This window comes from Desulfovibrio sp. SGI.133, from assembly GCF_050313955.1.
In the GTDB taxonomy this organism is placed as follows: domain Bacteria; phylum Desulfobacterota; class Desulfovibrionia; order Desulfovibrionales; family Desulfovibrionaceae; genus Desulfovibrio.
In genome coordinates this window covers 38,788-65,425 of sequence record NZ_JBNPMK010000007.1, presented here as the reverse complement: position 1 = coordinate 65,425, position 26,638 = coordinate 38,788, and the positions used below count along the sequence as shown (strand labels likewise).

The 26,638-nt window shown below is 65.0% G+C and carries 25 protein-coding genes; 10 read left to right on the top strand and 15 right to left on the bottom strand.

The features are described 5' to 3' along the window. Positions 1-9: 9 nt before the first annotated feature. Complete coding sequence (locus tag ACQRBR_RS09450) at positions 10-684, bottom strand: response regulator (RefSeq protein ID WP_168935098.1); 675 nt, start codon at positions 682-684, stop codon at positions 10-12. Between the two features lie 220 nt (positions 685-904). Between ACQRBR_RS09450 and ACQRBR_RS09445 the strand changes: the two genes are divergently transcribed. From ACQRBR_RS09445 to pstA, 3 genes are all read left to right on the top strand, one after another. Continuing rightward, positions 905-1,720, top strand: a complete 816-nt coding sequence (locus ACQRBR_RS09445) for a PstS family phosphate ABC transporter substrate-binding protein (RefSeq protein ID WP_297137560.1) — start codon at positions 905-907, stop codon at positions 1,718-1,720. A 187-nt stretch (positions 1,721-1,907) separates the two neighbouring features. Further along, complete coding sequence (gene pstC, locus ACQRBR_RS09440; RefSeq protein WP_168935103.1) at positions 1,908-2,795, top strand: phosphate ABC transporter permease subunit PstC; 888 nt, start codon at positions 1,908-1,910, stop codon at positions 2,793-2,795. An 11-nt stretch (positions 2,796-2,806) separates the two neighbouring features. Beyond that, positions 2,807-3,682 (top strand): phosphate ABC transporter permease PstA, encoded by an 876-nt coding sequence (gene pstA / locus ACQRBR_RS09435; protein WP_427812850.1) that lies wholly within the window; start codon positions 2,807-2,809, stop codon positions 3,680-3,682. Positions 3,683-4,046: 364 nt separating this feature from the next. Here pstA and cmk read toward each other — a convergent pair whose 3' ends face one another. The 14 genes from cmk to ACQRBR_RS09365 all read right to left on the bottom strand — a co-directional run bounded on the left by cmk (position 4,047) and on the right by ACQRBR_RS09365 (position 19,960). Next, entirely contained in the window at positions 4,047-4,739 is a 693-nt protein-coding gene (cmk, locus tag ACQRBR_RS09430; RefSeq protein WP_204625372.1) for a (d)CMP kinase, read from the bottom strand. Beyond that, the gene (gene hisC / locus ACQRBR_RS09425; protein ID WP_303880690.1) at positions 4,736-5,875 is read right to left on the bottom strand and encodes a histidinol-phosphate transaminase; all 1,140 of its coding nucleotides are present in this window, start codon (positions 5,873-5,875) and stop codon (positions 4,736-4,738) included. The genes cmk and hisC overlap by 4 nt, the downstream gene beginning before the upstream one ends. A gap of 84 nt (positions 5,876-5,959) precedes the next feature. Further along, a complete protein-coding gene (locus tag ACQRBR_RS09420; RefSeq protein ID WP_040370153.1) occupies positions 5,960-6,403 on the bottom strand; it encodes a universal stress protein in 444 nt (147 codons plus the stop codon). Between the two features lie 201 nt (positions 6,404-6,604). Beyond that, positions 6,605-7,084 carry a pyridoxamine 5'-phosphate oxidase family protein gene (locus ACQRBR_RS09415; RefSeq protein WP_303880692.1) on the bottom strand — a complete coding sequence of 160 codons (480 nt, stop codon included), beginning with the start codon at positions 7,082-7,084 and terminating at the stop codon, positions 6,605-6,607. A gap of 41 nt (positions 7,085-7,125) precedes the next feature. After that, on the bottom strand, positions 7,126-7,728 hold the full coding sequence (locus ACQRBR_RS09410; protein ID WP_427812849.1) for a flavodoxin family protein: 603 nt from the start codon (positions 7,726-7,728) through the stop codon (positions 7,126-7,128). A 190-nt stretch (positions 7,729-7,918) separates the two neighbouring features. After that, the gene (locus ACQRBR_RS09405; protein ID WP_303880695.1) at positions 7,919-8,629 is read right to left on the bottom strand and encodes a Crp/Fnr family transcriptional regulator; all 711 of its coding nucleotides are present in this window, start codon (positions 8,627-8,629) and stop codon (positions 7,919-7,921) included. A 128-nt stretch (positions 8,630-8,757) separates the two neighbouring features. Continuing rightward, a complete protein-coding gene (hcp, locus tag ACQRBR_RS09400; protein ID WP_304028564.1) occupies positions 8,758-10,344 on the bottom strand; it encodes a hydroxylamine reductase in 1,587 nt (528 codons plus the stop codon). 152 nt (positions 10,345-10,496) lie between these two features. Continuing rightward, positions 10,497-12,344: a DUF697 domain-containing protein gene (locus tag ACQRBR_RS09395; RefSeq protein WP_427812848.1), complete on the bottom strand. Its 1,848-nt coding sequence runs from the start codon at positions 12,342-12,344 to the stop codon at positions 10,497-10,499. A gap of 301 nt (positions 12,345-12,645) precedes the next feature. Continuing rightward, positions 12,646-13,743, bottom strand: coding sequence for a lytic murein transglycosylase (locus tag ACQRBR_RS09390; RefSeq protein WP_427812847.1), 1,098 nt, complete (start codon positions 13,741-13,743; stop codon positions 12,646-12,648). A 1-nt stretch (position 13,744) separates the two neighbouring features. Continuing rightward, positions 13,745-14,434 (bottom strand): LexA family transcriptional regulator, encoded by a 690-nt coding sequence (locus ACQRBR_RS09385; protein WP_303880701.1) that lies wholly within the window; start codon positions 14,432-14,434, stop codon positions 13,745-13,747. Between the two features lie 7 nt (positions 14,435-14,441). Next, entirely contained in the window at positions 14,442-15,290 is an 849-nt protein-coding gene (gene hflC, locus ACQRBR_RS09380) for a protease modulator HflC (protein ID WP_303880703.1), read from the bottom strand. After that, complete coding sequence (gene hflK / locus ACQRBR_RS09375; protein ID WP_304028572.1) at positions 15,290-16,450, bottom strand: FtsH protease activity modulator HflK; 1,161 nt, start codon at positions 16,448-16,450, stop codon at positions 15,290-15,292. The genes hflC and hflK overlap by 1 nt, the downstream gene beginning before the upstream one ends. 353 nt (positions 16,451-16,803) lie before the next feature. Beyond that, entirely contained in the window at positions 16,804-18,468 is a 1,665-nt protein-coding gene (locus tag ACQRBR_RS09370) for a ribonuclease J (protein WP_304028574.1), read from the bottom strand. A 10-nt stretch (positions 18,469-18,478) separates the two neighbouring features. After that, positions 18,479-19,960 carry a TolC family protein gene (locus ACQRBR_RS09365; RefSeq protein WP_427812846.1) on the bottom strand — a complete coding sequence of 494 codons (1,482 nt, stop codon included), beginning with the start codon at positions 19,958-19,960 and terminating at the stop codon, positions 18,479-18,481. Positions 19,961-20,220: 260 nt separating this feature from the next. On the opposite strand from ACQRBR_RS09365, the gene ACQRBR_RS09360 reads away from it, so the two are divergent. The 7 genes from ACQRBR_RS09360 (at position 20,221) to ACQRBR_RS09330 (ending at position 26,544) form a co-directional block, all read left to right on the top strand. Next, positions 20,221-20,916: a MotA/TolQ/ExbB proton channel family protein gene (locus ACQRBR_RS09360; RefSeq protein WP_006009122.1), complete on the top strand. Its 696-nt coding sequence runs from the start codon at positions 20,221-20,223 to the stop codon at positions 20,914-20,916. A gap of 1 nt (position 20,917) precedes the next feature. After that, positions 20,918-21,373 (top strand): ExbD/TolR family protein, encoded by a 456-nt coding sequence (locus tag ACQRBR_RS09355; RefSeq protein ID WP_006009120.1) that lies wholly within the window; start codon positions 20,918-20,920, stop codon positions 21,371-21,373. A 6-nt stretch (positions 21,374-21,379) separates the two neighbouring features. Further along, on the top strand, positions 21,380-22,375 hold the full coding sequence (tolA, locus tag ACQRBR_RS09350; RefSeq protein WP_204625361.1) for a cell envelope integrity protein TolA: 996 nt from the start codon (positions 21,380-21,382) through the stop codon (positions 22,373-22,375). A gap of 164 nt (positions 22,376-22,539) precedes the next feature. Continuing rightward, the gene (locus ACQRBR_RS09345; RefSeq protein WP_321031644.1) at positions 22,540-23,346 is read left to right on the top strand and encodes a TonB family protein; all 807 of its coding nucleotides are present in this window, start codon (positions 22,540-22,542) and stop codon (positions 23,344-23,346) included. A 25-nt stretch (positions 23,347-23,371) separates the two neighbouring features. Next, complete coding sequence (locus ACQRBR_RS09340; protein WP_303880715.1) at positions 23,372-24,685, top strand: translocation protein TolB; 1,314 nt, start codon at positions 23,372-23,374, stop codon at positions 24,683-24,685. Positions 24,686-24,899: 214 nt separating this feature from the next. After that, positions 24,900-25,367, top strand: coding sequence for a peptidoglycan-associated lipoprotein Pal (gene pal, locus ACQRBR_RS09335; protein WP_006009112.1), 468 nt, complete (start codon positions 24,900-24,902; stop codon positions 25,365-25,367). 214 nt (positions 25,368-25,581) lie between these two features. Continuing rightward, positions 25,582-26,544, top strand: coding sequence for a D-2-hydroxyacid dehydrogenase (locus tag ACQRBR_RS09330; RefSeq protein WP_427812845.1), 963 nt, complete (start codon positions 25,582-25,584; stop codon positions 26,542-26,544). Positions 26,545-26,638 lie beyond the last annotated feature (94 nt).

Below are 26,638 nucleotides of genomic sequence, written 5' to 3'. Positions count from 1 at the left end.
CCCGTCATCTCAGCCTCTCAAACGGTAACCGACGCCGCGCACGGTCTCGAGCGCAGCGGCTTCTTCACCCAGTTTGGCCCGCAGACGCCGGACATGCGTGTCCACCGTACGGGCATAGCCTTCGAACGAATATCCCCAGACCGCGTTGAGCAGCTGTTCGCGGGTGCGCACGGCGCCCGCATGCCGCATGAGGTCTTCCAGCAGACGGAACTCCGTGGCCGTCAGGGCCACTTCCTGCCCGTCCAGGGTCACGCGGTGGGCCTCCACATCCAGCAGCAGGGCCCCGCGGCACAGGGCCGTGCCCATGCCGGGGCGGTTGCCGCGGCGCAGGATGGCCCGGATGCGCAGCACCAGTTCCCGGACGCTGAAGGGTTTGACCACATAATCATCGGCCCCCAGGGTCAGGCCCACGATACGGTCCACTTCCTCGCCGCGGGCCGTGAGCATGAGCACGGGGATGGCCGCCGTGACCGGCTGGGCCTTGAGCCTGCGGCAGACATCGCAGCCGTCCATGCCGGGCAGCATGAGGTCCAGCACCACCAGGTCGGGCAGCTCGGAGGTCGCCATGTGCAGCCCCCCCAGCCCGTCGGCCGCTTCCAGTACCGCAAAGCCTTCGCGCTCAAGGTTGAAGCGCAGCAACTGGCGGATATCGTTTTCGTCTTCAATAACAAGTATGCGTTGCATGGAGTCTTCCTTTGCCTTGGAGAAGTAGTGCCTTTCCCATGCGCCAGCAATGCGCCTGAAAGGTTACAATTGTGTGACAGGCCCGTAAAAACCACGGTTTTCAAAGTGTCTCCGCATCTTCGCCGAGGCGTCACATTTCTGTAACAAAGCCTGAGGAAAAGGGAGGTGCTTCGGGATCGAGCCGAAGCAAAGACTTTTTTCCTTTTGAAGGAGCACTATCATGAATTTCGCCAAAACTCTGGTCCTTACCTGTGCCGCCCTGGGTCTGAGCGTGGCCGCCCACGCCCAGGATATCGTCGTCAACGGCTCCACCACCGTGCTGCCCGTCATGCAGAAGGCCGCCGAATCCTTCATGGCCGCCAACCCCGACATCAAGCTGGTGATCTCCGGCGGCGGTTCCGGCAACGGCATCAAGGCCCTGGGCGAAAAGCAGTGCGACGTGGCCATGAGCTCCCGCGACATCAAGGACAAGGAACGCGCCGCCGCTGAAAAGAAGGGCGTGAAGCCCGTGCGCATCGCCGTGGCCGTGGACGCCATCGTGCCCGTGGTCAACCCCGAGAACCCCGTGAAGGACCTGACCCTGGAACAGCTGTCCTCCATCTACGCCGGCAAGGTGCGCAACTGGAAGGAACTGGGCGGCCAGGATGCCCCCATCGTGGTCATCTCCCGCGATACCTCTTCCGGTACCTTTGAATCCTGGCAGGAACTGGTCATGAAGAAGGAACGCGTCACCCCCGCCGCCCTGATGCAGGCCTCCAACGGCACCGTGGTGCAGGCCGTGGCCAAGAACAAGAACGCCATCGGCTACATCGGCCTGGGCTATCTTGACAAGAGCGTCAAGGGCCTGACCGTGAGCAAGGTGGCCGCCAGCGCCAAGACCGCTCTGGACGGCGAATGGCCCATCGCCCGCGAACTTTACATCTTCACCAACGGCGATCCCAAGGGCGGCGTGAAGAAGCTGGTGGACTACCTGCTGGCCGCCGACAAGGGCCAGAAGGACGTCCTGGCCGTGGGTTACGTTCCTCTGCAGCATTAAGCCCGCAGCACCGGGCAGACGCTCCCCCTCTCCTTCCGGGGGCCTCTGCCCGGTCCCCCGCAAGGGGAAAGGGCCCGTGCCGGTCTGAGGGATCATACCGGCGTACGTCCCCCTTTCCCCCGTTTTTCCGCTTTTTTCCCGCTTCCTCCAGCGGGCGCGTCCCGCAAGGAAACCTTCGGAGAAAACCATGTTCAGCTCTTCCCACGAGCGGGCCATCCGCATCTGCCTCACCGCCATCGCGGCCTCGTCCCTGCTGGCGCTGGCAGGTATCGTCATCTTCCTGTTCACCGAAGGCCTGCCCCTGTTCCGGCATGTGAGCCCGCTGGACTTTTTGCTGGGCGACCTCTGGTACCCCACGGAAGATCCCGGCCTGTTCGGCATCTTCCCGTTGCTGGTGGGTTCCGTGGCCGTCACCGTGCTTTCCTCGCTGCTGGCCGTGCCTCTGGGCGTCATGACGGCCGTGTACCTGGCCGAGATCGCGCCGCCCTTCGCCCGCCGCGTCATCAAGCCCTTCGTGGAACTGCTGGCGGCCCTGCCTTCGGTGGTGCTGGGCTTCCTGGGCATGGTGGTGCTGGCGCCCATCCTCCAGGACGTGCTGGGCGCCGCCACGGGCCTCAACCTGCTCAATGCCTCGCTGGTGCTGGCCATCATGAGCCTGCCCACCATCTGCTCCGTCTCCGAGGACGCCCTGCGCGCCGTGCCCCGCTCCCTGCGTGAGGCCTCCCTGGCGCTGGGCGCCACCCGCTGGGAGACCATCGTGCGCGTGGTGGTGCCCGCGGCCCTGTCCGGCATCGGCACGGCCATCATGCTGGGCATGTCCCGCGCCATGGGCGAGACCATGGTGGTGCTCATGGCGGCCGGCGGCGCGGCCATGCTGCCCCAGTCCCTGCTGGACCCCGTGCGTCCCATGCCCGCCTCCATCGCCGCCGAAATGGCTGAAGCCCCCTTCCGCAGCGACCATTACTACGCCCTGTTCGCCACAGGTATCGTCCTGTTCCTGATGACGCTGGCATTCAACATGATCGCTTCCCGCATTGCCGAAAAACACCGCCAGGTGGGCTCGGCCAGCCTTTAAGGAGCCCTTCCATGCCTCTTGCGACACCCGATCCGCGCCGCCGTCTTTTCGTCCAGGGCGCCATGCTCGGCACCCTGCGGCTGGTGGCCGCCTTCAACGTCATCCTGCTGGTGGCCATCTGCCTTTTCCTGCTGGTGCAGGGCCTGCCCGCCCTCAGCTGGGAATTCCTCTCCACGCCGCCCCGCGAGATGATGACCACCGGCGGCATCCTGCCCTGCATCGTGGGCACGGCCATCCTGGCCCTGGGCTCCCTGCTGCTGGCCTTCCCCCTGGGGGTGGCCACGGCCGTCTACCTGCATGAATACGCGGGCAACACTCCCTTCGCCCGCATGGTGCGCCTGGGGGTCAACAACCTGGCCGGGGTGCCTTCCGTGGTCTTCGGCCTGTTCGGGCTTTCGTTCTTCGTGACCTTCTGCGGCATGGGCGTCAGCATCCTGTCCGGCATCCTGACCCTGGCCGTGCTGACCCTGCCCGTGATCATCAGCACCGCCGAGGAGAGCCTGCGCTCCGTGCCCGACACCTACCGCCAGGCCTCCCTGGCCCTGGGTGCCGGCAAGGCCCAGACCATCACCCGCGTGGTCCTGCCCTGCGCCATGCCGGGCATGCTCACCGGTGCCATCCTGGGCGTGGCCCGCGCCGCCGGTGAAACGGCCGCCATCATGTTCACCGCCGCCGTCTTCTATACGCCCAAGAACCCGGACTCCATCTTCAGCTCGGTCATGGCCCTGCCCTATCACATGTATGTGCTGGCCACCGCCGGTACGGACATCGAGAAGACCCGTCCGCTCCAGTACGGCACGGGCCTGGTCCTCATCCTGCTGGTGCTGGGCATGAATCTGCTGGCCATCATCCTGCGCGACCACCTGCAGCGCCGCCACCACGCCTAGACGGCATCCGCCCACAGGCTGATTTTTTTGGGGGACTTCCTGCTCCGGCAGAGAGGTCCCTTTTTTGTCGCCCGCCTTCCCACAGCGCGCATTTTCCGCAGGCCGCGAAGCCGCGCGGGAGGCCTTTCCCGGTATCCCGCCTCACCAGATGCTCCAACGGCGGTGAGAAAAACCGGAGTCTGCCCAACCTTCCTCGGAGCCCCTGCCGTGCGGCCCCCTCTTGCGCCCGGGCCAGAGCGGCTCCCATCCGGGAAGATGTCCGGTTCCGTCTCCCGCATTCTCCCGGTCGCCAAAAATGCAAACAGGCCGGAAGGGAGATCCCTTCCGGCCCGTCATCTTGCCATATGATGTTTGCCGTCCCCGACTACGGCAGCAGGGTCACGCTGCCTTCATGCACGCTGATGCGATGCACCAACACGCCCAGCACTCCGGCGATGTCCAGTTCCGAGGTATCCACGATGACGGCATCGGCAGCGGGGCGCAGGGGCGCCACGGCCCGGTTGCGGTCCAGGGAATCACGCTGGCGGATCTGCTCGGTCAGCGTGACCAGATCGGCTTCCACCCCACGGGCGGCCAGATCACGCAGACGGCGCAGGGCGCGTACTTCGGGCGATGCATCCAGGAAGAATTTGAAACGGGCGTCAGGGAAGACCACCGTGCCCATGTCACGGCCTTCCACCACCAGCGGCGTGGCTTCGCCCATGGCCCGCTGGGCCTCGCGCAGCACCTCGCGCACCACGGGCACCGTGGCGATGCGGGCGGCCAGCATGCCCACCTGCTCGGTGCGCACTTCGCCACGGATGGGCACGCCGTTGCAGCACACCGTGGAGGCCCGCCCCTTGCCGGACAGGCTGAAGGTCCACTGGCGGCACTTCTCGCGCAATTCCTCTTCGGGCAGGGTCTCCGCACCGGGCCCCAGCTTGAGGGCCAGGCAACGGAACATGGCCCCGGTATCCAGATAAGCCACATGCAGGCTTTCGGCCAGCTGCTGGGCCAGCGTGGTCTTGCCCACTCCGGCGGGGCCGTCCAGGGTCACCACAGGCAGGGTCGTCTTCATCCCCGCACCTCCTGCATCCACTGTTTCATGGCCTCAAGGAAGGCCGTGTTCTCTTCGTCGCTGCCCACGCTCACGCGCAGGTGATCGGGCAGGCTGTAGCTCTTGAGCGGCCGAATGATGATGCCGCGCCGCAGCAGGGCCTCGAAGCAGGCCGCCGCCGTACCGCAGCCTTCGGGCAGCTGCATCATGATGAAGTTGGCGGCGCTGGGCCATACCGTGCAGCCCAGGGCGCGCAGGCCTTCGGTCAGGCGACGGCGACCGGCGCGAACGCATTCCAGCGTGGCGGCCCGGAAGGTGCTGTCCTGCAGCACGGCGATACCGGCTTCTTCGGCCAGGATGTTGACCGAGAACGGCAGGCGGGCCCGCCAGTAATACTGGGCCAGCTCGGCCGGCAGGATGCCGTAGCCCAGGCGCAGCCCGGCCAGACCGTAGCTTTTGGAGAAGGTGCGCATGATGGCTACGTTGTCCGGGATGTCACCGGAGGCCAGCAGAGAGAAGCGAGCCTCGTCCTCGGGGCTGTCGCCCGCAAAGTCCATATAGGCCTCGTCCACCACCAGCAGGCAGTGGGGGAAGCGCTCGCCAAGGCGCTGCGCCAGGCGGCGCACGTCGGCCAGCGGCGGGCAGTAGCCGGAGGGATTGTCCGGCGTGGTCACGAAGACCAGACGGGTGTCATCGTCCACCAGGGCGAAGAGCGCGTCGAGATCGAAGCTGAAATCCGGGTTGAGGGGGTGGCGGCGCACTTCCACGCCGCAGACCTGCGCCTGGATGGGATAGATGCTGAAGCAGGGCTCGAAGCAGACCACGGAATGCTTGCCCGGCACCAGGAGCATGCGGATCAGCATGTCGATGATCTCGTCCGAGCCGTTGCCCACCACCACCTGATCGGGGCTGACGCCGTGCGTGCGGGCCAGGGCCGCCACCAGGCGGGGGTTGCCGCCCTGGGGATAGCGGAAGGCTGTCCCGGCGTGCAGGCCCAGGGCCTCCTTCACCAGGGGCGAGACGCCCAGGGGGTTCTCGTTGCTGGCCATTTTGACGACCTTGGACAGGCCGTATTTTTCCTGAATTTCAGCGATGGACATGCCGGGAACATAGGCGCTCAGGGCGGCTATTTCCGGGCGCACGGCGCAGGTGTACATACAGACTCCAGATGCAAAGAAAAAAGGGCCGCCGCAAGTGCGGCGGCCCGAGAAACCGTTGTCAGTTCCCGGTCCGGCCGGGACTTACCTGTTGGGGCGAACGGTCAGCACAGGCATGGACGCGTTCTTGACGACCTTTTCAGCCACGGAGCCGAAGAGGATGCGGTCGATGCCCTTGCGGCCGTGGGTACCCATGACGATGAGGTCGGCGCCTTCGTCATTGGCACGGGTCAGGATCTCTTCAGCGGCGTAGCCGATGAGCACCTGGCCCTTGGCTTCCACGCCGGGGAAGTTTTCGGCCACGAAAGCGTCCATGGACTTTTCAGCGCCGGAGACGATCTCGCCCACGAAGTTTTCGATGGTGTTGGGCGGCACATGGAAGCCCACATACTGGCTCAGCGAGGGAGCCGTGTAGACAACGATGATGCTGGCCCCCAGGCCCTTGGCCAGCATGGTGGCGTACTCTGCCACGGCCGCGCTGTGTTCGGAAAGGTCAACCGCGCAAAGAATCTTCTTGATTTCCTTCATGGTACGCTCCATTACCGCCCAAACGGACAGAAGTAAAATGTTGAAAATCCAGTTCCATCAGGAAAGGGGGGATGGCCCTTTCCTCGTCGGCTCCAGAGCCGGCGCAGCCTTTTTTTCCCTTACAACTTCAATGTAAGGACTTTCCCCGCACAAGACAAGGCCTTTTCTCCAATTTGTGCCAAAAAGCACAAACTTTTTTCCCTATTCCTTGTCCTTGCGGCGCGGCCCGTTCTTGTGGCGACAGGTCAGGCTCTCCACATCAATGCGCAGGATGTTCACGCGAGCCAGGGCGGCATCGGGCGTGGGGCGCGGGCAGCGCGCGTCAAAGCGCAGGCTGATGGCGTCCAGGGCCCGGCGCTTCTCTTCCGTATCGGTCACTTCGCTCACCCGGCCGGTACCGCAAAGGCTGCGGAAGTGGGTGGTGGATTTTTCGCGGATGATGCACACGTCCACCGCCGTGGAAAAGCCCACCCGGCCATCCCGGCGCAGCACGTCGATCTTGCGCCCTTCCAGGGCGCAATGGATGTAGATGCGCCCGTCCAGCCAGACATGGTTGAAGGGCAGCACATAGGGGAAATCCCCGGTCTGAAAGGCCACGTACAGCGATTCCGCCTTGTTGAGGATCTCGCCGGGCAGGGCCGGATCATCGCTCAGTTCCACGCGGCTCACGATCTTTTCCATGATATTCTCTCCTCCCCTTGCAGGATAACGGGCCCGCGGGCTCAGGACAAGCATCCCGCACCGGCGGACCAGGCAAAAAAGTGGCCGCCGTCCAGTTCTCCGGCGGCATCGGCCCCGGGCAGGGGCAGGCCCTGACGGCAACGGTCCCAGCAGCGCACCAGCGCCTGCCTGTCCGCCCCGTCGGGATGGCGGGCGGCCTCGGCCAGACGGGCCGCACGGGCGGGCGTCATGGGATGGTGCCCCGGTTTGCCCGCCAGCGCCACCAGACGCGGATTGACCCGCCCCTGGCATAAAAAACCGCCCAGCACCTCGTTGCCGTTGTCCTGCAACAGGCGGCGGGCCGCCGCGAGACACTGGCGGGAATGCTCCGAACCGGGGCGCGTGCCGTGGGTACCGAAAAAAAAGACGCGCTTGCCGCATATGCCCTGCCACAGGCGCAGGCTGCGGCTGTCGGGCAGGCCACGGCGCACCCAGAAGCCCAGGAGCAGCGTCCCGGCATGATCGAGCAACGGCGGATGCCCTGCGGGGAACACGGGAGCCCCGGTGGCTCCGGCCAGGGCATCGGCCAAAGAACGGGTATTGCCGGTGATGCTGGAACACAGGATGCCCAGCGGCAAGGAAAGCTGAGGGATGATGTCTGTCATGGCTGTCATGATAGTGTGGGCTGCCGCCCCCTGTCAGATCTGCATCACGGCGTCAACGAAGCGCGGCGCACAGTGGCGGGAACGTCCTTCAAAAAGTCACGGCCGAAGCCGGACCTGCCTGCGGCCCTCATCTATGCCGCATAGCGACAGGCCCGTAAAGGCCGGAGCGAAAAACACAATCGGAAGCCCGTTAGTCCTGGGCCCGGCGCTCCAGGGCCGCCATGTCCAGCAGCTCCACCCGCCGCCGCTCCAGACGGATGGCGCCTTCCCGGGCCAGCTTGTTGAGTTCCCGGCTCAGGCTCTCGCGACTCAGGCCCAGCAGGCGGGCCATGAGCTCCCGGGTACCGGGCAGTTCCAGCTGACGGCGCCCTTCCTCCATGCGGGAGCGGTGCAGCAGCCATCCGGCCACCCGCCGGGAAACCGAGATCACTCCCTGCGAGCCGGCCACCTTGTTGACGAACAAACGCTGCCGCGCCGCCAGCACCTGCAAAAGCCAGCGGGCCAGCCGGGGATTCTCGTCCAGCAGCCTGTCCATGGTGGCCCGCTCCAGCCAGAGCAGGCGGCCCGGCCCCAGGGCCACGGCCGTGGCAGGCAGAGGGGCCTCGTAGAACAGGGCCCCCGGATCGGGGAAGGCCCCGCCGCGGGTCAGGTGCAGGACATATTCCCTGCCCTGCGGGCCCATCTTGACCAGTTTCACCTCGCCGGACAAGACGAAGGGCACATGACGTATCTCATCCCCTTCACGGAACAGGACATCGCCCGCCCGCATCTCGGCCAGACGGCCCGTGTCCAGCACAAGGCCGGTCTGCCTTTCGTCCAGCCAGCGGCCCAGCGGACTGTGGCGCAGGGCATCCCGCAGGCTCTGGGGATCGGGGGGGCGGTTCCCTTTTTTCTGGTCCATGCGCGACCTCCATGAAAGCTTCGCCCCTGCGAAACAGGGGCAGGAAAAAGCCGGACGGGAAAGCGGCCCCGCCGGGCCCAAAAACACAGGGGAAGACCGCGGTCACGGCCTTCCCCTGCAAAAGAGTCTTAGCCCAGGATCGCCTTGAGGTCTTCGTCAGGCGTGGTCACGGGCATGATGTTCCACTGTTCCACCAGCACCTTGAGGATGTTGGGGGACACGAAGGCAGGCAGCGTGGGCCCGAGGCGGATGTTCTTCACGCCCAGGGCCAGCAGGGTCAGCAGGATGCTCACGGCCTTCTGTTCGTACCACGAAAGCACCAGCGACAGCGGCAGGTCATTGACGCCGCACTTCAGGGCATCGGCCAGGGCCAGGGCCACACGCACGGCGGCGTAGGCGTCGTTGCACTGGCCCACGTCCAGCAGACGCGGGATGTCGCCCAGGCTGCCCAGCTCCTTGTCGAAGAAGCGGAACTTGCCGCAGGCCAGAGTCAGGATCAGGCAGTCGGCCGGGATCTTCTCCACCAGCTCGGTATAGTAGTTGCGGCCGGGACGGGCACCGTCGCAACCGCCCACCAAAAAGATGTGGCGCAGCTTGCCCTGGGCCACGGCATCCAACACGGCGGGCGCGGCACCCAGCAGGGTCTCGCGGCCAAAGCCGGTCAGCACTTCCTTGCCGGGCACGTCTTCCTCAAAGCCGGGCAGCTCCAGAGCCTTCCGGATGACGGCCGAGAAGTCGCGCCCCTTGCAATGGACCAGACCGGGCCAGGACACGTTGCCGGAGGTGAAGACCTTGTCGGCATAGTCCTTGGGGTCCTGGATGCAGTTGGTGGTGAAGAGCACCGCGCCGGGGAAGGCGGGCAGCTCCTTCTGCTGGTTCTGCCAGGCCGTGCCGTAATGCCCGGCCAGATGCGGAAAGGCATGCAGCAGCGGATAGGCATGGGCGGGCAGCATCTCGCCGTGGGTGTAGACGTTGATGCCCGTGTCGCGGGTCTGCTCCAGCAGGGCCAGCAGGTCGGGCAGGTCGTGCCCGGAAATGAGGATGGCCTTGCCCTTGCGCCGGCCCAGGGAGACGGGCGTGGGCACGGGCGTGCCGAAGGTGCCGGTATTGCCCGCTTCCAGCAGCTCCATGGCGCGCAGGTTGGCCTTGCCGCATTCCAGTACCAGACCCAGCCAGCCGTTGAGGTCGTGGCTCTCGGGATCCAGTTCGGTACCGGCACGCAGGCCGCGATACAGGAAGGCGGCCACGTCGGGATCACGCTGTCCCAGCTCGGCGGCATGGTCGGCATAGGCGGCCACGCCCTTGAGGCCGTAGAGCAGGATCTGCATGGCGGAGCGCACGTCCTCGTCGTCGGACAGGCGGTCGATGGCGGTTTCCCGCAGATCCAGGGCGGCCAGAGGCGTGGGGGCCGGGGCACCGGGCACACGGGCGGCCAGGGCCGTGGTGCGCTCCAGGCATTCTTCCTGCACGGCGCGCAGGGAGACGGGATCGAAATTCACATTGGTCAGGGTGGAGAACAGGGCCTTGAAAGCGAAGTCGTCGGTGGCGGTGTCCACGATGCCGGCGTCACGGGCCATCAGGGCCACGGCCGCCAGTTCGCGCAGCTGCCAGACCAGCTTGTCCTGCTGGATGGCCACGGCTTCGTTCTTGCCGCAGATGCCAAGGCGGGTACAGGCCTTGCCCTTGGAGGTCTGTTCACACTGGTTGCAAAACATGGGGGGCTCCTTGTGCTGAGGGGGATGGGTGTCTGTCCACGACACTAGAGCACATCTCCCCGGCCACAACTGTGACCATCGTCACAAAACAGGGAATCTTTTCACAGATCCGCCGGACTACCGGACGATACCGGAGATCCCGCCCCGTGCGCTCACTTCCAGAAGCGTTTCCAGCCGGAGGCGGGCGCCTCATGGCCGCCCTGCAAACCGCCCTCCAGCCCCAGCCGGTGATCCAGGTCCGCCAGCCACGCCGCGGCCGCCGCACCGTGTTCCAGCTCCAGGGAGCGGCTGCAGGACAGCACATCCTCCACTCTGCCCCGCCAGAACGACAGCTGCGGCTCCAGCAGGTCGAGATCGGGATGCCTGTCCACCAGCGTACGCAGCCCGGCGCTCACACCTTCCGCATCGCACAGACGGGCCAGCTGGCGACGGCGCTTCCAGCCCGGACGCCCCTGCGACCATACCAGGGCCAGATGCAGGACGAAACGCTCGTCCGCCGTAGCCTCCCGCCGCCGGTTTCCGGGCAGTATGCCCCGCACGGCACCCAGGACGGCAGTAGTGCCGCTGCCCAGAGCATCCGCCACGGCCACGGCGCCGCTGCTGACGGCTCCGGCCACGGCCTGTCCCGCACCGATGACGGCACCGGCACCGGAACTCACGGCCCCCACGACGGCCGTACCGCCGCGTGCCACCGCCTGACCGGCAGAAGCGGCCCCGTCGCTCACCGCCCCGATGACCGCGTTGGTGCCGCTGCTCACCATGTCCGCCACGGCCCCTGCCCCGCTGCCGACGCTCCCCATGACGGCACTACCACCGCGCAGCACGGCTTTTTCCGCACTGGCGGCACAGTCGCCCACAGCATGGATGACGGCACTCGTGCCGCTGCCCAGGGCATCCGCCATGGCCCCGGCCCCATTACTGACCGCTCCGGCCACGGCCTGTCCCGCACCGATGACGGCACCGGCACCGGTGCTCACAGCCTCGGCCACGGCCGTGCCGCCGCGCGCCACGCTCTGGGCGGCGCCCCGGGTCTTTTCCAAGGCGCTGTCGGCCACGGTGCCCACGGTCTCCGAGATCTTCTGCCCCATGGAGGCAGGCAAGTTCACCAGCTGCTTGCGGAAGGCCTCCACGATGGCCCCCACGGTCTCCCGGGAGATCTCCGCCAGCATGGTGCCCGCCTCCCGGACGCAGGCCTGCTGCCGGGCCTCTTCCCTGCCCAGGGCGGCGAAACGGAAGGCACTGCGCGTCACCACACCGGCCCGGATGGCCAGCAGGCAGTTGGCCGCCCCGTCGATGACGGCGGACGTGCACTGCTGCATCATGGGCCCCATGAGCGGCACGCTGGAGGCCGCCATGACGGGCGTGACCGCGGGCAGCAGCTCGTTCATGCTCTCGGTGATGGTCCGGGGGATGTCCAGAGCCTCGATGGAAAAGGAAATGAACGTGGCCGAGGAGACCGTGCTGTAGACGCTCCACAGCTCCGCCGGGGTGGGACGCTGGTTGTAGATGCCGGAGACCCGCCAGACCATGCGCGCCAGCGAAACGAACACGATAAGTGCATCCAGACGGCCGTTCTGGGACAGGGCCGTGCCCAGGAACACCCGCTTGGCGTTGCTGCGGATCTCTTCCCCGGCACGGGCGTCCAGCACGTCGAGGGCCTTTTCCAGAAAATTTTCGTCCGTGGTGCTGATGCCCGCGGCACGAACGTGGGGATTTTTCTTCAGGCGGCGTTCCAGTTCACGGGCAAAAGCCTGACGCTCCGCCTCCGTGGGATCGTCACGCAAGACCAAACGGGGCGCCCGGGAAAACCAGGCCAGCCCCAGCCAGAGCACGGCGCCTGTCTCCAGGGCCAGCAAGGACACGAAGGCCAGCCAGCCCCAGCCGGGAGCCAGCACTTCCACGGTCTGGAAGGCCGTCAGGTCCAGCTGGACCAGCAACATCAGGATAACGAGCATGAAAAGGGCCGCAGCCGTTTTCAACAAAGTCGAGATAAACGTCATGTCAGCTCCCTGCACGAAGGAAGGATGGAAGGCCACGCCCGCGAAGAACAGTCACACGAGCAGGCACGGGCCTGTCGGAGCGGCTCTGCCGCGCGACGGAACCGTTCACAGCTCAACACGGGGCGCGTCAGCAGGATGTCAGGAACAGGAGATAGGGATCTGCGGAGCGCCGAAGGCCCCGGGAAAGGAGGAAGGAAGGCGCAGGCGCGTGCACTCCCCGGCCGGGGCCGCCGGAACGATCCGTGACCAGGGGCGCGACCTGTCAAAAAAAGGACGGCAGGCGGACCTGCCGTCCCCAGACTTACTTCAGAGCGGCGACACGGTCAGCCAAGGCCATGATGGTGTTGGCGTAGACCGTGGAGTGGTTGTAACGCATCAGCAGGGCATGCTGGCGTTCGCGGGAAAGCCCGGCCTTCCAGCCGTGCCGGGCAAGATAGTTGGAAAGGCTGGCCACGGCATCGGGCACGGTGAACAGGTCCACACGGCCGTCGCCGTCACCGTCCGCACCGTAGGTGGCGATATTGGACGGCATGAACTGGCACAGGCCCACGGCGCCGTAGATGGAACCGGGCAGATGTTCCGGCGGCACGCGGTCGCGCAGCATGTGCTCCACCAGGGCCTTGGTCTCCTTGTAGGCCCAGTCCGCACGCTTGGGCATGGTCTCGGCGATCCAGTCCATGTGCTGCTCATGATCGCGCAGCTGCGGCAGCCAGTCGCTGATGCTTTCCGGCGTCCGGCTCACGGCCATGCTGGCCAGGGTGTAGAAAGCATTCTCCGAGGTATCGCCCAGCACCTTGCCGAGGCGGGTCTCCACAAACAGCAGGGCCGCCGCGATGGACGAAGGCACGCCGTAGCGCTGTTCCGCCTGCCGGAAGGCCTTGCTGTTGGCCGTGATGAACTGGCGGCACAGACGCGCGTTGGCGTCCGTGACCACGCCCTTGTAATACTGCGCCTGCGGCTTGTCCGAAGGCGGCGCGGGAAAGAACTTGCGATTGTACAGAGCCTTGATCTTGCGGCCCATGGGCGACTGGGTGGGCGTGGCGGGCAGGCCCGCCAGCAAGGCGTCCACCTTGGGCCCGGAGATGCCGTCGGCAGCCAGACGGCGCGACAGATCCTTCCAGGCAGAGGCCACGACCGGAGTAGACGGGCGTGCGCTCCTGGGCGCGGGGGACGCCACGGGCGTCACCACAGCCGAAGCCGCGGGAGAAGGCCCGAGGGAGCGTTCCTTGATGCCGTCATCGCTGCCGCCCGACGTGGACGGCGGCTCCAGGATCACGGTGCCGCTGGCCACCACGTCATCCACGGGTTCCTTGCTGCCGCAGGCAGCCAACAGCAGACAACACAGGGCACACAGGACAAGATGCAAAGCCCTGCGCCCATCCCTGGTGGAGATGCTCATGCTATACCTCCTGGAAAGTCCAGACCACACGCCCCAGCATGCGGCGCTGCAACAGGGCGGCATCCAGGGACGTTTCGGGATAGTCCGGGGACTGGGCCCTCAGGACGTAGCCCTGCTGCGGGCCGTCCAGAAACACCTGGCGGACCACCACGCCTTCCAGCGGGGCGAACAGGGCATAGGTCCTGCCGGAGACAGGAGCCAGATCCTCGACATCCACCCCGATGTAGGCACCTTCGCGCAGCAAGGGCTCCATGGCCTGCCCTCGCAGACGCAGCACCTGCAGCGAGGGCCGTAAGAAGGCCTGCGGCAGGGGGACCCTTCCGGAAACGGACAGGGCGGGCCTGGGGGCTTCGTCCGTATAGACACAAGCCATGTCGTAGACGTCCACCACAGTGGAGCGGGTGAAGTCGTCCCCGTAGCAGGCCACGGTCTCGGCCAGGGCCTGGGGGGCCTCCTGGGGGCAATAGCCTTTTTCCGTACGCAGATAGAGGGGCCCCACCCCGTACTTGAGCCAGTCGGGATTGAGGCCGAAACGCTCGAAGAGCTTCATGTACCAGTCACCCGGCACAGAATCGCGGCGCTTGGCATCCGAAATGCTGGACTGGCGGATATTCAGCAGCTCCGCCAGCTCCACCTGGGTACGACAATTGGCAGCCAGCTTGATGCGTTCGTAGATTTCCGTAAAGCCCATGGTCCACCTACTTCTGCAGATCCAGCAAGGGCATCTGGCTGCCCAGCACCATCTTGCTGTTCTCCTTGAAGGACTTGCGCAGGGCGTCGAGCCAGCGCTGATAGGAATAGAACTCCGGCGACTTGCCGTAGGCCGCGGCGTAGACGGCGGCCGCCTGGGCATCGCCCTGACCGTAGAGCACCTGGGCCTCGCGGTTGGCCTCGGCAAGGATGAGGGCCTTCTGGCGGTCGGCATCGGAGCGGATGCGCGTGGCCTGTTCCTGACCTTCGGAACGGTACTGCTTGGCCTGGCGTTCACGCTCGGCCCGCATACGGTCGAAGATGGAGCGCTGGTTTTCCGTGGGCAGGTCGGTACGCTTGATGCGCACATCCAGCACCTCCACCCCGTAAGGCTTCATGAGGTCGGAGACCTTTTCCGTCACGCGGGTCATGATGGTGGCGCGTTCCTTGGAGACCACCTCGGTCAGGGTATAGGCGCCCACCAGGGCCCGCAACTGCGAATAGACCACGTCGTCCAGGCGGGCCTGCGCACCGGGGATAGTACGCATGGTGCGGTAGAACTGCAGAGGATCACTGATGCGCCAGCGGGCGTAGTTGTCCAGCACGATGGTCTTCTTGTCCACGGTGAAGGCCTCGCGCGAGCTGGCGGCGTAATCGAGCACGCGGGCGTCAAAATAGACGACCTTCTGGATGAAGGGCAGCTTGAAGTGCAGGCCGGGCCGGTAGATCTCGGGCAGGGGGTCACCCAGCTGGAGCACCAGGGCCTGCTGGGTCTGGTGCACGGTGAAGCAGCACTGGGTCACAAAAACGGCCAGCACCAGCAGCAACACACCGTAAAGAAGAGGATTCTTGGTCATTATTTCTTCTCCGAGGGCAGGACGCCGAAAGCGGGCGTACCCGGAAGAGGCATATGCGGCAGCACCTTGCCGGAGACCCCGCTGTCCAGCAGGGTCTTGTCCTTGGAAGCGGCCAGGATCTCTTCCATGGTTTCGTAATACAGGCGCTGACGGGTCACGTCGGGAGCCTTTTCATATTCCTGGCGCAGCGCGTCGAAACGGCGGGACTCACCTTCGGCCTGCTGCAGACGCGCCACCCGGTAGGCTTCGGCCTTGTTGAGGATGGCCGCGGCCTCACCACGGGCCTGCGGCAGCAGGGCGTTGCGGTAGGCTTCCGCCTCGTTGATGATGCGGCTCTTGTCTTCGCGGGCGCTGGCCACGTCCTTGAAGGCATCGCTCACTTCCTGCGGCGGATGCACGTCCTGCATCTGCACGGCCAGTACCTGGATACCGGCTTCGTAACGGTCCAGGACCTGCTGGAGCAGCACGGTGGCGTCGCTCTGGATCTTCAGCTTGCCGTCGGTGATGGCCGAGTCGATGAGGCTGTTGCCGATGACTTCGCGCATGGCGGCCTCGGCGGCATTACGCACCAGGTTGGTGGGGTCGCTGATATTGAACAGGTACTTGACCGCGTCGCTGATCTTGTACTGCACGCTGAACTGGACGTTGACGATGTTCTCGTCACCGGTGAGCATGGAGGCTTCCTTGGGCACGCTGCGCAGCTCGCCCTGCCGGAAGGTGGTGGCCTGCCCGGTGGAACGGAAGCCCACCTCGCAGCGCAGCACCTGGGTCACCTGAGGCTTGTAGACGCTTTCGATGGGAGCGGGCAGCGCGTAATGGGGGCCGGGGCCTTCGGTTCGGTCATACTTGCCGAAGCGCAGCACCACGCCTTCTTCGTCAGGGTTGACGATGTAGATGCCCGACAAAAGCCACAGGCCCACCAGGCCCAGCACCAGCCAGATCACCATGCCGCCGGGCATCTTCATGCCGGAAAGCTTTTTCAGGGCATTCCTACCGTCAAAGCCGTTGTCGCCGCCCCCGTTGCCGGAAGGCGAACGCCGGGCACGCCGGGGCTGTTCGTCCTGCATGTCGTCGTCATCATCACCGAAGAGCGGCCGGGAGGGGCGCTGCCCCTGTTGCCGTTGCCGTTTTTCCTGCAATTTATCCCAATCCCAAGTCATGTGGAGGACATCCCTTTTTCTGAATGGGGTTAAAGAACGCCTTAGGACCGGCGATCACAGCCGGAGTGCCCGGCCTGTACGCCGTTGCCCGCAGCAGGGACCATCCTGCCGGAAGTCCGCTCATCCTGCGGGCATGTCCGACGGGCAAGGTAAAGGCTACAAATATTATGTTGATACGTCACCAGTGTCAAGGCGACCTTGCCATTCCTGACGACCGGGCAAAAAACAAGCATTATAGTAAGAAATGCCTGTCTCCTGTCAATGTGCCCTGCCCTTCCCGCATCATGCCAAAAAGCAAAACAGGGCCGCGGCAACACCACGACCCTGTCCATTCCTGTAAAGATACAAATGAGTTACACCTCACTGACGATGGGCACCACCACAGGATCACGTTCCAGGACCCGGCGGAAAAAGCGCCGCAGCGAAGCGCGGATGCCTTCCTGCAGACGGGTGAGCTGACCGGGGCGGACGGATTCGATCTCGTCCAGCACCAGGCATTTGGCATCCTCCAGCACGTGGCTGTAGTGCTGCTCGAACACGAAGCCTTTGGAGAACATCTCCGGCCCGTGCAGCACGCTGCCGGTCTCGGCATCCAGCACCAGCACCACGATGACCATGCCCTCGTCGCCAAGGATGCGACGCTCGCGCAGCACGGCCGAGCCCACGTCGCCCACGCCCTTGCCGTCCACCAGGGTGCATTCCACCGGCACGGGCGGCTCCAGACGGATGCCGTCCGGCAGCAGGGTCAGGGGACAGCCGTCCTCCAGCAGGACCACATTGTCGGGCTTGACGCCGCACTCGCGCGCCAGCTGCCCGTGCTTGAACAGATGGCGGTACTCCCCGTGCACGGGCACGAAATATTCCGGCCGCACCGCGCCCAGCAGTTCGCGCAACTCGTCACGGTGGGCGTGGCCCGAGGCATGGATGGCCCGCACGCTCTCGTACAGGACCGTGGCCCCCAGCCGGTACATCTCGTTGATGAGGCGCGACACGGCCTTGACGTTGCCGGGGATCATGCGCGAGCTCATGACCACGGTGTCGCCCTTACGGATGCTGAGCTGACGGTGGCCGCCCAGCACCATGCGCGACAGCGCGGACAACGGCTCGCCCTGGGCGCCGGTCACCACCAGCACCAGCTGTTCGTCGGGCAGGTCGGGCACGCCGTTGTGGGCATTGAAGAAGCTGGGCGGCAGTTTGGCAATCCCCAGATCGCGGGCCATCTCGATATTGTTGGCCAGGGACTTGCCGCTGATGACCACGGTGCGCCCGCGTTCGCGCGCCAGGTCGAAGACTTCCTGGATGCGCTGGATGTGGCTGGAGAACAGCGTCACCACGATACGGCCCGGGGCCTCGTCAAAGACCTTGCCCAGGGACTCCATGACGGCCCGCTCAGTGAGGGAACGGCCGTCGCGCTCCACATTGGTGGAATCGGAGAACAGCAGGCGCGCGCCCTCCGGCCCGGCGAAGTCGCGAAAGGTCGCCAGATCCGTGCCGCTTCCGGCCAGAGGCTGGGGATCGATCTTGAAGTCCCCGCTGTGGACGATGCGGCCCACGGGCGTTTCCACGCCCAGGCCGAAACCTTCGGGGATGGAGTGACATACGGGGAAGAAATGGAAGGTCATGTCGCCCAGGGTCACCTGGTCGCCGGGCTCCACCGGGCACAGCTCCACCCAGTCCAGCAGCTCGTGCTCCCTGAGCTTGTGCTCCACCAGGGCCAGGGTGAAATAGGAGCCGTAGATGCGCGTGCCGCGCAGCTGAGGCACCAGCCACGGCAGGGCGCCGATGTGGTCTTCATGGCCGTGGGTCAGGACGATGCCCAGCAATTTGTCGCGTACGGCGCTTACCGCGCCGAAATGCGGGATGACCACGTCCACGCCCAAATGGAAATCATCCGGGAACATCAGGCCGCAGTCCACCATGACCACGCCCGCGGAAGTCTCCCACAGCTGGCAGTTGAGACCGATCTCCCCCAGACCACCCAGGGGGGTCACTGTCAAAAATTGTTCAGAATCACTCATACGGGACCGTTTATTTTCTTCTGGCGGGGCCACCTTCCCGCAGCAGGTCGGGATGATATTCGCCCATGGCTACATAGATCTGGGAAAGGGCCGTCAGGTAGTCGGCCTTGGCACCGGTCAGGGAGGACTGGGCCGAGGTAAGGTTGGCCGAAGCGTCCAGAACGTCGAAGTTGGTGCCCACATGTTCGTGGTAACGGGCCAGGGCCACGTTATAGGCCTCCGTGGCCTGCGCCACGCTGTTCTGGGCCACGGCGATGCGCTTGCGGGCCTCCTGCACGGCCAGATACTTGGACTTGATGTCGTAGCCCACTTCCAGCTTGAGGTTCTCCTGCTCGTAGCGCATCTTGGTCACCTGCCAGCCGGCCTGCTTGTCGGCATAGTAGGTGGTGCCCCATTCGAACACGTTCCAGGTGGCCTGCGCCCCCACTTCCCAGTTGGTGACGTGCGAGCCGTTCTCGCCGGAACGCTGCATGCCGGGCGTATTACCGCTCTGCGTCATGCTGTAATAGCCCTCGATCTGGGGATAGTAGTCGCTCTGCACTTCCTTCTGGCTCTTGCGGGCGATCTCCACGGCCTTCTGGGCCACATACAGGTCGGGGCGCTGGCGGTAGGCCAGTTCCAGACACTGCTCCAGCGTATAGCGAAAGCCCACTTCCTTGAGCGTACCGGTATAGGTATTGACGGCTGTGGCGTCAAAGCCCAGCAGGGTATTGAGCTTGGCCAGAGTGGTGGCCTGGGTATTCTCGGCCTCGATGAGCAGGCTCTCGGCCTCGCTCACGTCCACCTCGGCCTGGAGCACGTCCAGACGGGGGCTCAGGCCCACTTCGAAATAGGCCTGGGCGATGCGCAGCTGTTCGCGCAGGCGGGTCAGGCTGTCGCGCATGCTGCGGGTGTTCTCACCGGCTTTCAGGTATTCCAGGAACGCCGTCTGCACCTGCTCGGTCATGTCCAGCTCGGCCTTGCGCAGCGAGGCCTTGTCGCTGTCGGCCTGCAGGGCGGCCTTCTGATAGGTGGAGAGCAGGCGGAAGCCCTGGAAGATGGGCTGGGTCACTTCGACGCCCCAGCTGTAGACGCCCATCTTGGGGTTCTTGGTGCCCATGGTGGCGGAAGGATCGCGCTTGCTCTCGGTCTTGGTGGCGGAATAGCTCACCCCAAGACGCGGGCCAAAGGCGCCGCGCGCGGATTTTCGCCCTTCTTCGGAGGAACGGCTCTCGGCTTCCTGCGCCCCCAGGCCGGGGTTGAAGCGCAGGGCATGTTCCACGGCATCGGACATGCCGATACGCTGACCAGCCACGGGCCTGTCCGCCGTCTCGACCGAACGCTGGCCGGTGTAGACAGGCTGCCGGGCAACGGCATCCTGCCGGCCGGCGGACGCGGCAAAAGAAGGCTGGGCAAATCCCAGCAGGACCACGCACAAGACCGCCGTGCCCAAATGCCGGACACAGCGTCCCCGGAAGGAAGAAAGGCTTTTCATCAACATAGGTCGCAGCATACACCCACACCGGCGGGCTTGCAATGCGCTTGTCAGCGGCCTGCGCGCATCCCGCGGCATCGGCCGCAAAAAAGGCTTGAAAAAAGACGGCGAACGTTGCATTCTCCGGGCGGTTCAACGCCGCGCACAGCCGTTGCCTTCCGGGCCCCCGGATGGCAGGGGCTCTTTGGCGTTTTTCTTTTTTCCGCTGCATACGTGCCGTGTCCGGCAGGGCACAGGATCCAACCAGGCACACCATTTTCCATCTCCAGGAGTGATACATGGAGTTCAGTTTCTTTTCGATGATCAGCCAGGCCAGTCTCGTGGCCAAGATCGTGCTGTGCATCCTGGTGCTCATGTCCGTGGGCAGCTGGGGCATGATGATCCAGAAAACCCTGGCCCTCAATGCCGCCTACCGCAAAGCCCTGCAGGGCACCGACCTGTTCGAGAAGGCCCCCAGCCTGCGTGAGGCCGTGCTCTCCCTGGGTTCCGACCGTGCGTCCCCGCTCTACTTCGTGGCCCATCAGGGCGTGATGGAGTTCAACCGCTCCAAGGAAGCCGGCAACAGCAGCGAGATCGTGGTGGACAACGTGCGCCGCTCCCTGCGCCAGGGCGTGGCCAGCGAGATGGCCCGTCTGGAGCGCTCCCTCTCCCTGCTGGCCACCACCGCCAACACGGCCCCCTTTATCGGTCTGTTCGGTACGGTGTGGGGCATCATGCACTCCTTCCACTCCATCGGCATGCTCAAGTCCGCCTCCCTGGCCACGGTGGCCCCCGGCATCTCCGAAGCCCTGGTGGCCACGGCCATCGGTCTGGGCGTGGCCGTGCCCGCCACCATCGGTTTCAACATCTTCATGGGCAAGCTCTCGCAGGTGGACACCCTGCTGGTGAACTTTGCCGGCGTGTTCCTCAACCGCGTGCAGCGCGAACTCAATGCCCACCGCCCCGTGCAGCGCACGGGCGCCACGGAGATGTAAGATGGGCGCCAGCGTGGGCGGCAACAACCGCTTTGTCTCCGAGATCAACGTGACGCCCTTCGTGGACGTCATGCTGGTGCTGCTGATCATCTTCATGGTGGCCACTCCCATGATGAGCCAGGGGCTGGAAGTGGACCTGCCCCAGACCAAACAGGTGGAAGTGCTGCCGACCGAAAACGACAACATGATGCTGACCGTCCGCCACGACGGCAAGATCTTCCTGGACGAATATGAGGTCCAGACCATGGACGATCTGGAAGGTTACCTCCAGACCCTGGTCAAGGAAAAGAACAAGACCCTTTTCCTGCGTGCCGATAAGGAAGTCCCCTACGGCGTGGTGGTGGATGTCATGGGCCGCATCAAGGCCGTGGGCATCGAAAAGCTCGGCGTGGTGGCCGATTCCTCCGAGAGCCTGTCGCCCGCTGCCGCCGCGGCAGCCGCCAAAGGCGGGAAGTAGTCAGCGATGAACTGGGCCTCGTATCTTCTTTCCCTCTGCCTGCATCTGGCGGTCTTCCTGCTGATCATGTTCTGGCCCAGCTCGCCTCCGGTGAACCTGGAGACGCCGCCGGTGATGATCAGCCTGGTGGACGGCGCTCCGGGCGGCAACCGCACGCCCTCGAGCATCCTGGGCAAGATGGGCAAGCCCACGGACGGCCCCAAGGACGTCTCGCCCCCGGCCAAAAAGGCCGACGCGGCCGCGCCCGAACGGCCGGAGGTCAAGGCCGACCCCACGGCGGACAAAGCCCGTCCGGTGGAGGCCAAGCCCGAACCCAAGGTCGAGCGCAAGCCTGAGCCCAAGCATGAGGTCAAGCCCAAGCCCGAACCCAAGGACGCCACTCCGGTGGCCGACAAAAAAGACAAGAAAAAGAAAGAGGACAAGAAAAAGGACGACGACAAAAAGCCCGAAAAGCCCAAGAAGGACGACAAGAAGAAGGACGATAAAAAGTCCACGCCCAAGGACGACAAGAAGACCGACAAAAAGGCCGACAAGCCGTCCAAGGGTGACCCCGTGGCCGCAGCCATGAACCAGGCCCGCCGCGAAGCCACGTCCCGCGTCGAATCCGGGGACAAGGGCAGCAGCGTGGAACAGGCCCTGGCCCAGGCCCGCCGCAATGCCGGCGGCGATGGCGGCGGCGGTGGCGGCGAAGGCGACGGCCCCGGCGGCGGTGGCCTCAACGACGTCTACATGGGCCAGGTCATGCTTGCCGTGCGTCCCAACTGGAGCTTCACGTCCGCTACGCGCCTGAACCTGGTCTGTGTGGTCCGGGTCAAGGTCAACCTGCAGGGCGAAGTGGAAAAAGTCGACGTGACGCAAAGCTCCGGCAACGCGCAGTACGACTCCTCGGCGGCCAACGCCATCTGGCGCACCAGCCGGGCGGGGGCGTTCCCGCCGCCGCCGTCGGAACAGTACACCGAGCTGGACCTTGTCTTCACCCTCAATGAACTCATGGGCCGCTAGCCGGTCCGTCAAGGCGGTCGTGCCCGGTGGTGCGGCCGCCTTGCTGTCTTGGAATCCCGCATTCTGGGAAAGCCCCTCTTTTTCCCAAAAAGATGCGTCATTCTGGAACGGCATTGCTGCATAAGAGCCGCATCATCATGCACATATGCCTTTGTGGAGGTCACATGAAACGAATCCTTTCCCGCCCGACGGCCCTCCTGGGCCTGCTGCCGGTCCTCATGCTGTGCCTGGCGCCCCTGCACGCACGGGCCGCAGGCGCCGCTGCGGCGGACGTGGCCAACGGCTACGCCGGTGAGGCCATGGAAAAGATCCTGGCCAACTGGGCCGCCCCGGCCGACCGCGGCAAGGTGCGCATCGTGGTGCGCGTGGACGCGGAAGGCAAGGTGGAGCGCTGCGGCTATCTGGAAAAGTCCGCCAGCCAAACCCTCAATGATTCCGTGTGCAGCGCGGTCATGAAGACCGCCGACCTGGGCAAGCCGCCCTACGGCATGAGCCAGGACGTCTACCTGACCTTCTGGCAGGGCAACATGGCCGACCTTTCCGGCATCAGCCGCCGCCAGGCCGCCGCAAAGCCTGCCGCGAGCACGGCCGCACCTGCCGCCGCTGCCCCCGCGCCGGAGGCCAAAAGCGAGCCCGTCACGCTGGATACCAAGCCCGCCACCCTGACCACGCCGCTGAAGGCCCAGGACGCTTACGGCCCCAAGCACGCGGCCTATTTCCGCAAGCTGGTCATGGAGCTGCGCAACGCCACCTTCATCCCCGCGGAACTGGCCAAGGGCACCTATTATGCCACGGTGCGCCTGGAGATGGACGCCTCGGGAAAGATCCTCAATTACAGCATCCTGCAAAGCAGCGGCAGCGAGCTGCTTGACAGATACGTCCGGCAGGGCATACGCCGGGCAGGAAAGGTCAGCCCCCCGCCCGCGGCTGTGGGCAGATTTGTGAACGTCACCCTAACTCTGGTGCGCTAGACACCACCACAAGGACCATTACGCCATGAAACGTCTTGCCATCCTTTTGGCCCTGGCCGTCACGCTGTCCCTGGGCAGCGCCGCCCAGGCCGCCATGCGTGTCGATATCTACGGCCCCGGCCAGAATATCGTGAACCTTGCCCTGGCAGCCCCCCTCACCGGCCCCCAGAAGCAGGCCAACGGCATGGGCGCCAAACTGCAGAAGCTGGTGGAAGAGAACCTCAGCTTCCTGCCCTTCATGCGCCTGACGCCCGCCGCCTCCGTGCTGGGCGGTACCCTGCTGCCCGGCTACGAGCCCCCGAACCTGGATTTCAAGCGCTTCCAGCTGGCCGGTTCGGACATCGTGGTCACCACCTACTGGCCCAACGGTGACAGCGGCACCAGCTCCGTGCAGATCCGCGCCTTTGAGACCAACACCGGCGGCCGCCTGTTCGGCAAGGAATATCCCCAGGTGCGCGCCAGCGACCTGCCCGAAGTGGCCGACCGCTTCTGCGCCGACCTGCTCGAAGTGCTGACCGGCAGCGGTGCCTTCTTCCGCTCCACCCTGGCCTTCGTCAAAAAGTCCGGCCGCCTGTCCGCCAACGTGTGGCTGGTCAAGCCCACGGGCCGCGACCTGCGCCAGATCACCAACATCAAGGGCGAAGCCATGTCCCCGGCCTGGTCCCCGGACGGCCGCTTCATCGTCTTCACCCATATCGACGAAAAGTCCCACTCCCTGGGCGTGTGGGACCGCAAGAAGGGCAGCGTGCAGCGCGTGCGCTTCCCCGGCAACGTGGTCATCGGGCCTTCGTTCACGCCTGACAACAAGGTGGCCGTGGCCCTTTCCAACGGCCGCTACCCCGTCATCTTCCTGCTGAACCACGGCTTCCAGAAGGAACGCATCCTCGAAGGCGGCAACTCCATCAACGTGTCGCCCACCTTCGACAGGACCGGCACCAAGATGGTCTTCACCTCCTCGCGCCTGGGCGGCCCCCAGATCTTCATGAAGGACCTGAGCTCCGGCAGCATCACCCGCGTCAGCAAGAACGGCGGCTACAACACCGAAGCCAACCTCTCGCCCGACGGCACCCTGGTGACCTACAGCCGCATGACCGAATACGGCCACCGCATCTTCGTGCAGGACATGGTCACCGGCCTGGAACGCCAGATCACCTTCGGCCCCGGCAGCGACGAACAGCCCTCCTTCTGCGGCGACAGCTACTTCATCGCCTTCGCCTCCAGCCGCGGCGGCTCTCGCGGCATCTACCTGACCACCCGTCATGGCGGCGATGCCAAGAAGGTGCCCACCGGCGGCGGTGCGGCTTCCTTCCCCCGCTGGGGCATGCCTGACGGCAAGTAGTTTTTGGCAGATTTTGTAAAATCCGGAGGTCCTGCCCGGCTTTTCTGGAAAAACCGGGCAGATTTCTGGAAAAAATAGGGGAATCCCCCCTATCCTGACTTGACAAAACTTGGTTCACATATACCATCCGTTCTGCGGATGGGATACCACCATCCGCTGTGTACAGAAAGGAAAGGTACCTTTTTGGAGTTAGAGCTGTTCAGGAGGACACACAATGAAACGCTACGCTCTTATCCTTGCTCTGGTTATGGCCCTCGCCGCCGGTTTCGGCTGCGCCAAGAAGACCCAGGACGCCACCGGCGATGTCGATGACATGAGCCCCGAAATGCGTGCTGCCATCCAGCAGATCACTGACGGTCGCGTGCTGTTTGCTTTCGACAAGTTCGACATTCAGCCCCAGTACAAAGACATGCTGACCGCCAAGGCTGAACTGATGAAGAAGTACCCCAGCATCCGCGTGCGCATCGAAGGTAACTGCGACGAACGCGGTACCCAGGAATACAACCTGGCCCTGGGCGAACGCCGCGCCCGCGCCGCTTATGACTACATGGTTCGCCTGGGCGTGAACCCCGGCCAGCTGGAAATGATCAGCTACGGCAAGGAAAAGCCCGTGGTGCAGGGTTCCGGCGAAAGCGTGTGGGCCCAGAACCGCCGCGACGACTTCTGCGTGATCGCTCACTAGTCGTTAGCCATCCGGCTTTTAAGGGTCGCCCCTTGCGGGGCGACCCTTTTTTTTCGCCCCCGGCCCAAGGGCCGCCCCTTGCGGGGCCGTACGCCTAAGGCTACACTGCACCCGAAAAAGCGGCGACAGCCCTTTTTTCTTCCCCTGCCTGTCCGGGCAACAGGCCATGCAGACACTGCCTGCCCGTTTTGCAGTGCGCGCAGCAAGGATCAAAATGAAGATAGTTGTGCTTGACGGCGACGTCATCAACCCCGGCGACATCAGCTGGGCGCCCCTGGAAAAACTGGGCGAGGTGGTCATCTACGGCGATACGCCCGAAGATTTGATCGTGGAACGGGCCGCCGGCGCGGAAGTGCTGGTCACCAACAAAGTTCCCCTGCGGGCGGACACGCTGTCTCGTCTGCCCGACCTGCGCATGGTGGCCGTCCTGGCCACAGGTTACGACATCATCGATACTGCCGACGCCGCCGCACACGGCATCCCTGTCTGCAACGTGGTGGCCTACGGCGTGGACGACGTGGCCCAGCACGCCTGGGCCCTTCTGCTGGAGCTGTGCCGCCGTACCAGTGAGCATACGGCCAGCGTCTGCTCCGGAGAATGGAAAGACACCTGGTGCTACTGGAAGACCACGCCCGTCTGCCTGCGCGGACGGACGCTGGGCGTCATCGGTTTCGGCTCCATCGGCCGCCGTGTGGGCGAGCTGGGGCACGCCTTCGGCATGTCCGTCCTGGCCAACTGCCGTACCCCCCGCAACCCTCCGTCCTACAGCCCGTTCGCCTTCGCCTCCACGGACCAGATCTTCCAGCAGGCCGACGTCATCTCCCTGCACTGCCCGCTGACCGATGCCACCAGGGCCATCATCAACGCCAAAGCCCTGGCCCGCATGAAACCCGGTGCCATCCTCATCAACACGGCCCGCGGCCCCCTGCTGGATGAAGCCGCCGTGGCCGAGGCCCTGCACAGCGGCAAGCTGGGCGGCCTGGGCGTGGATGTGCTGGCCAAGGAGCCCCCGGCGGCGGACAATCCCCTGCTGCACACGCCCAACACCCTCATCACGCCCCATATGGCCTGGGCCACGGCCCGTTCGCGGCAGAACATCATCAACCTCACGGCCGAGAACATCCTCCGCTGGCAGCAGGGCACCCCTGTCAACGTGGTCAACGGCGTGAAGGACTAAGTAGATCCCGGACGAACCCGGAGGCGCGGCACGGCCAGTGTTGCGCCTCCGGTCACGGAACGGCAAAAGCACCAGCCTCCCTGTCTTCCCCCAC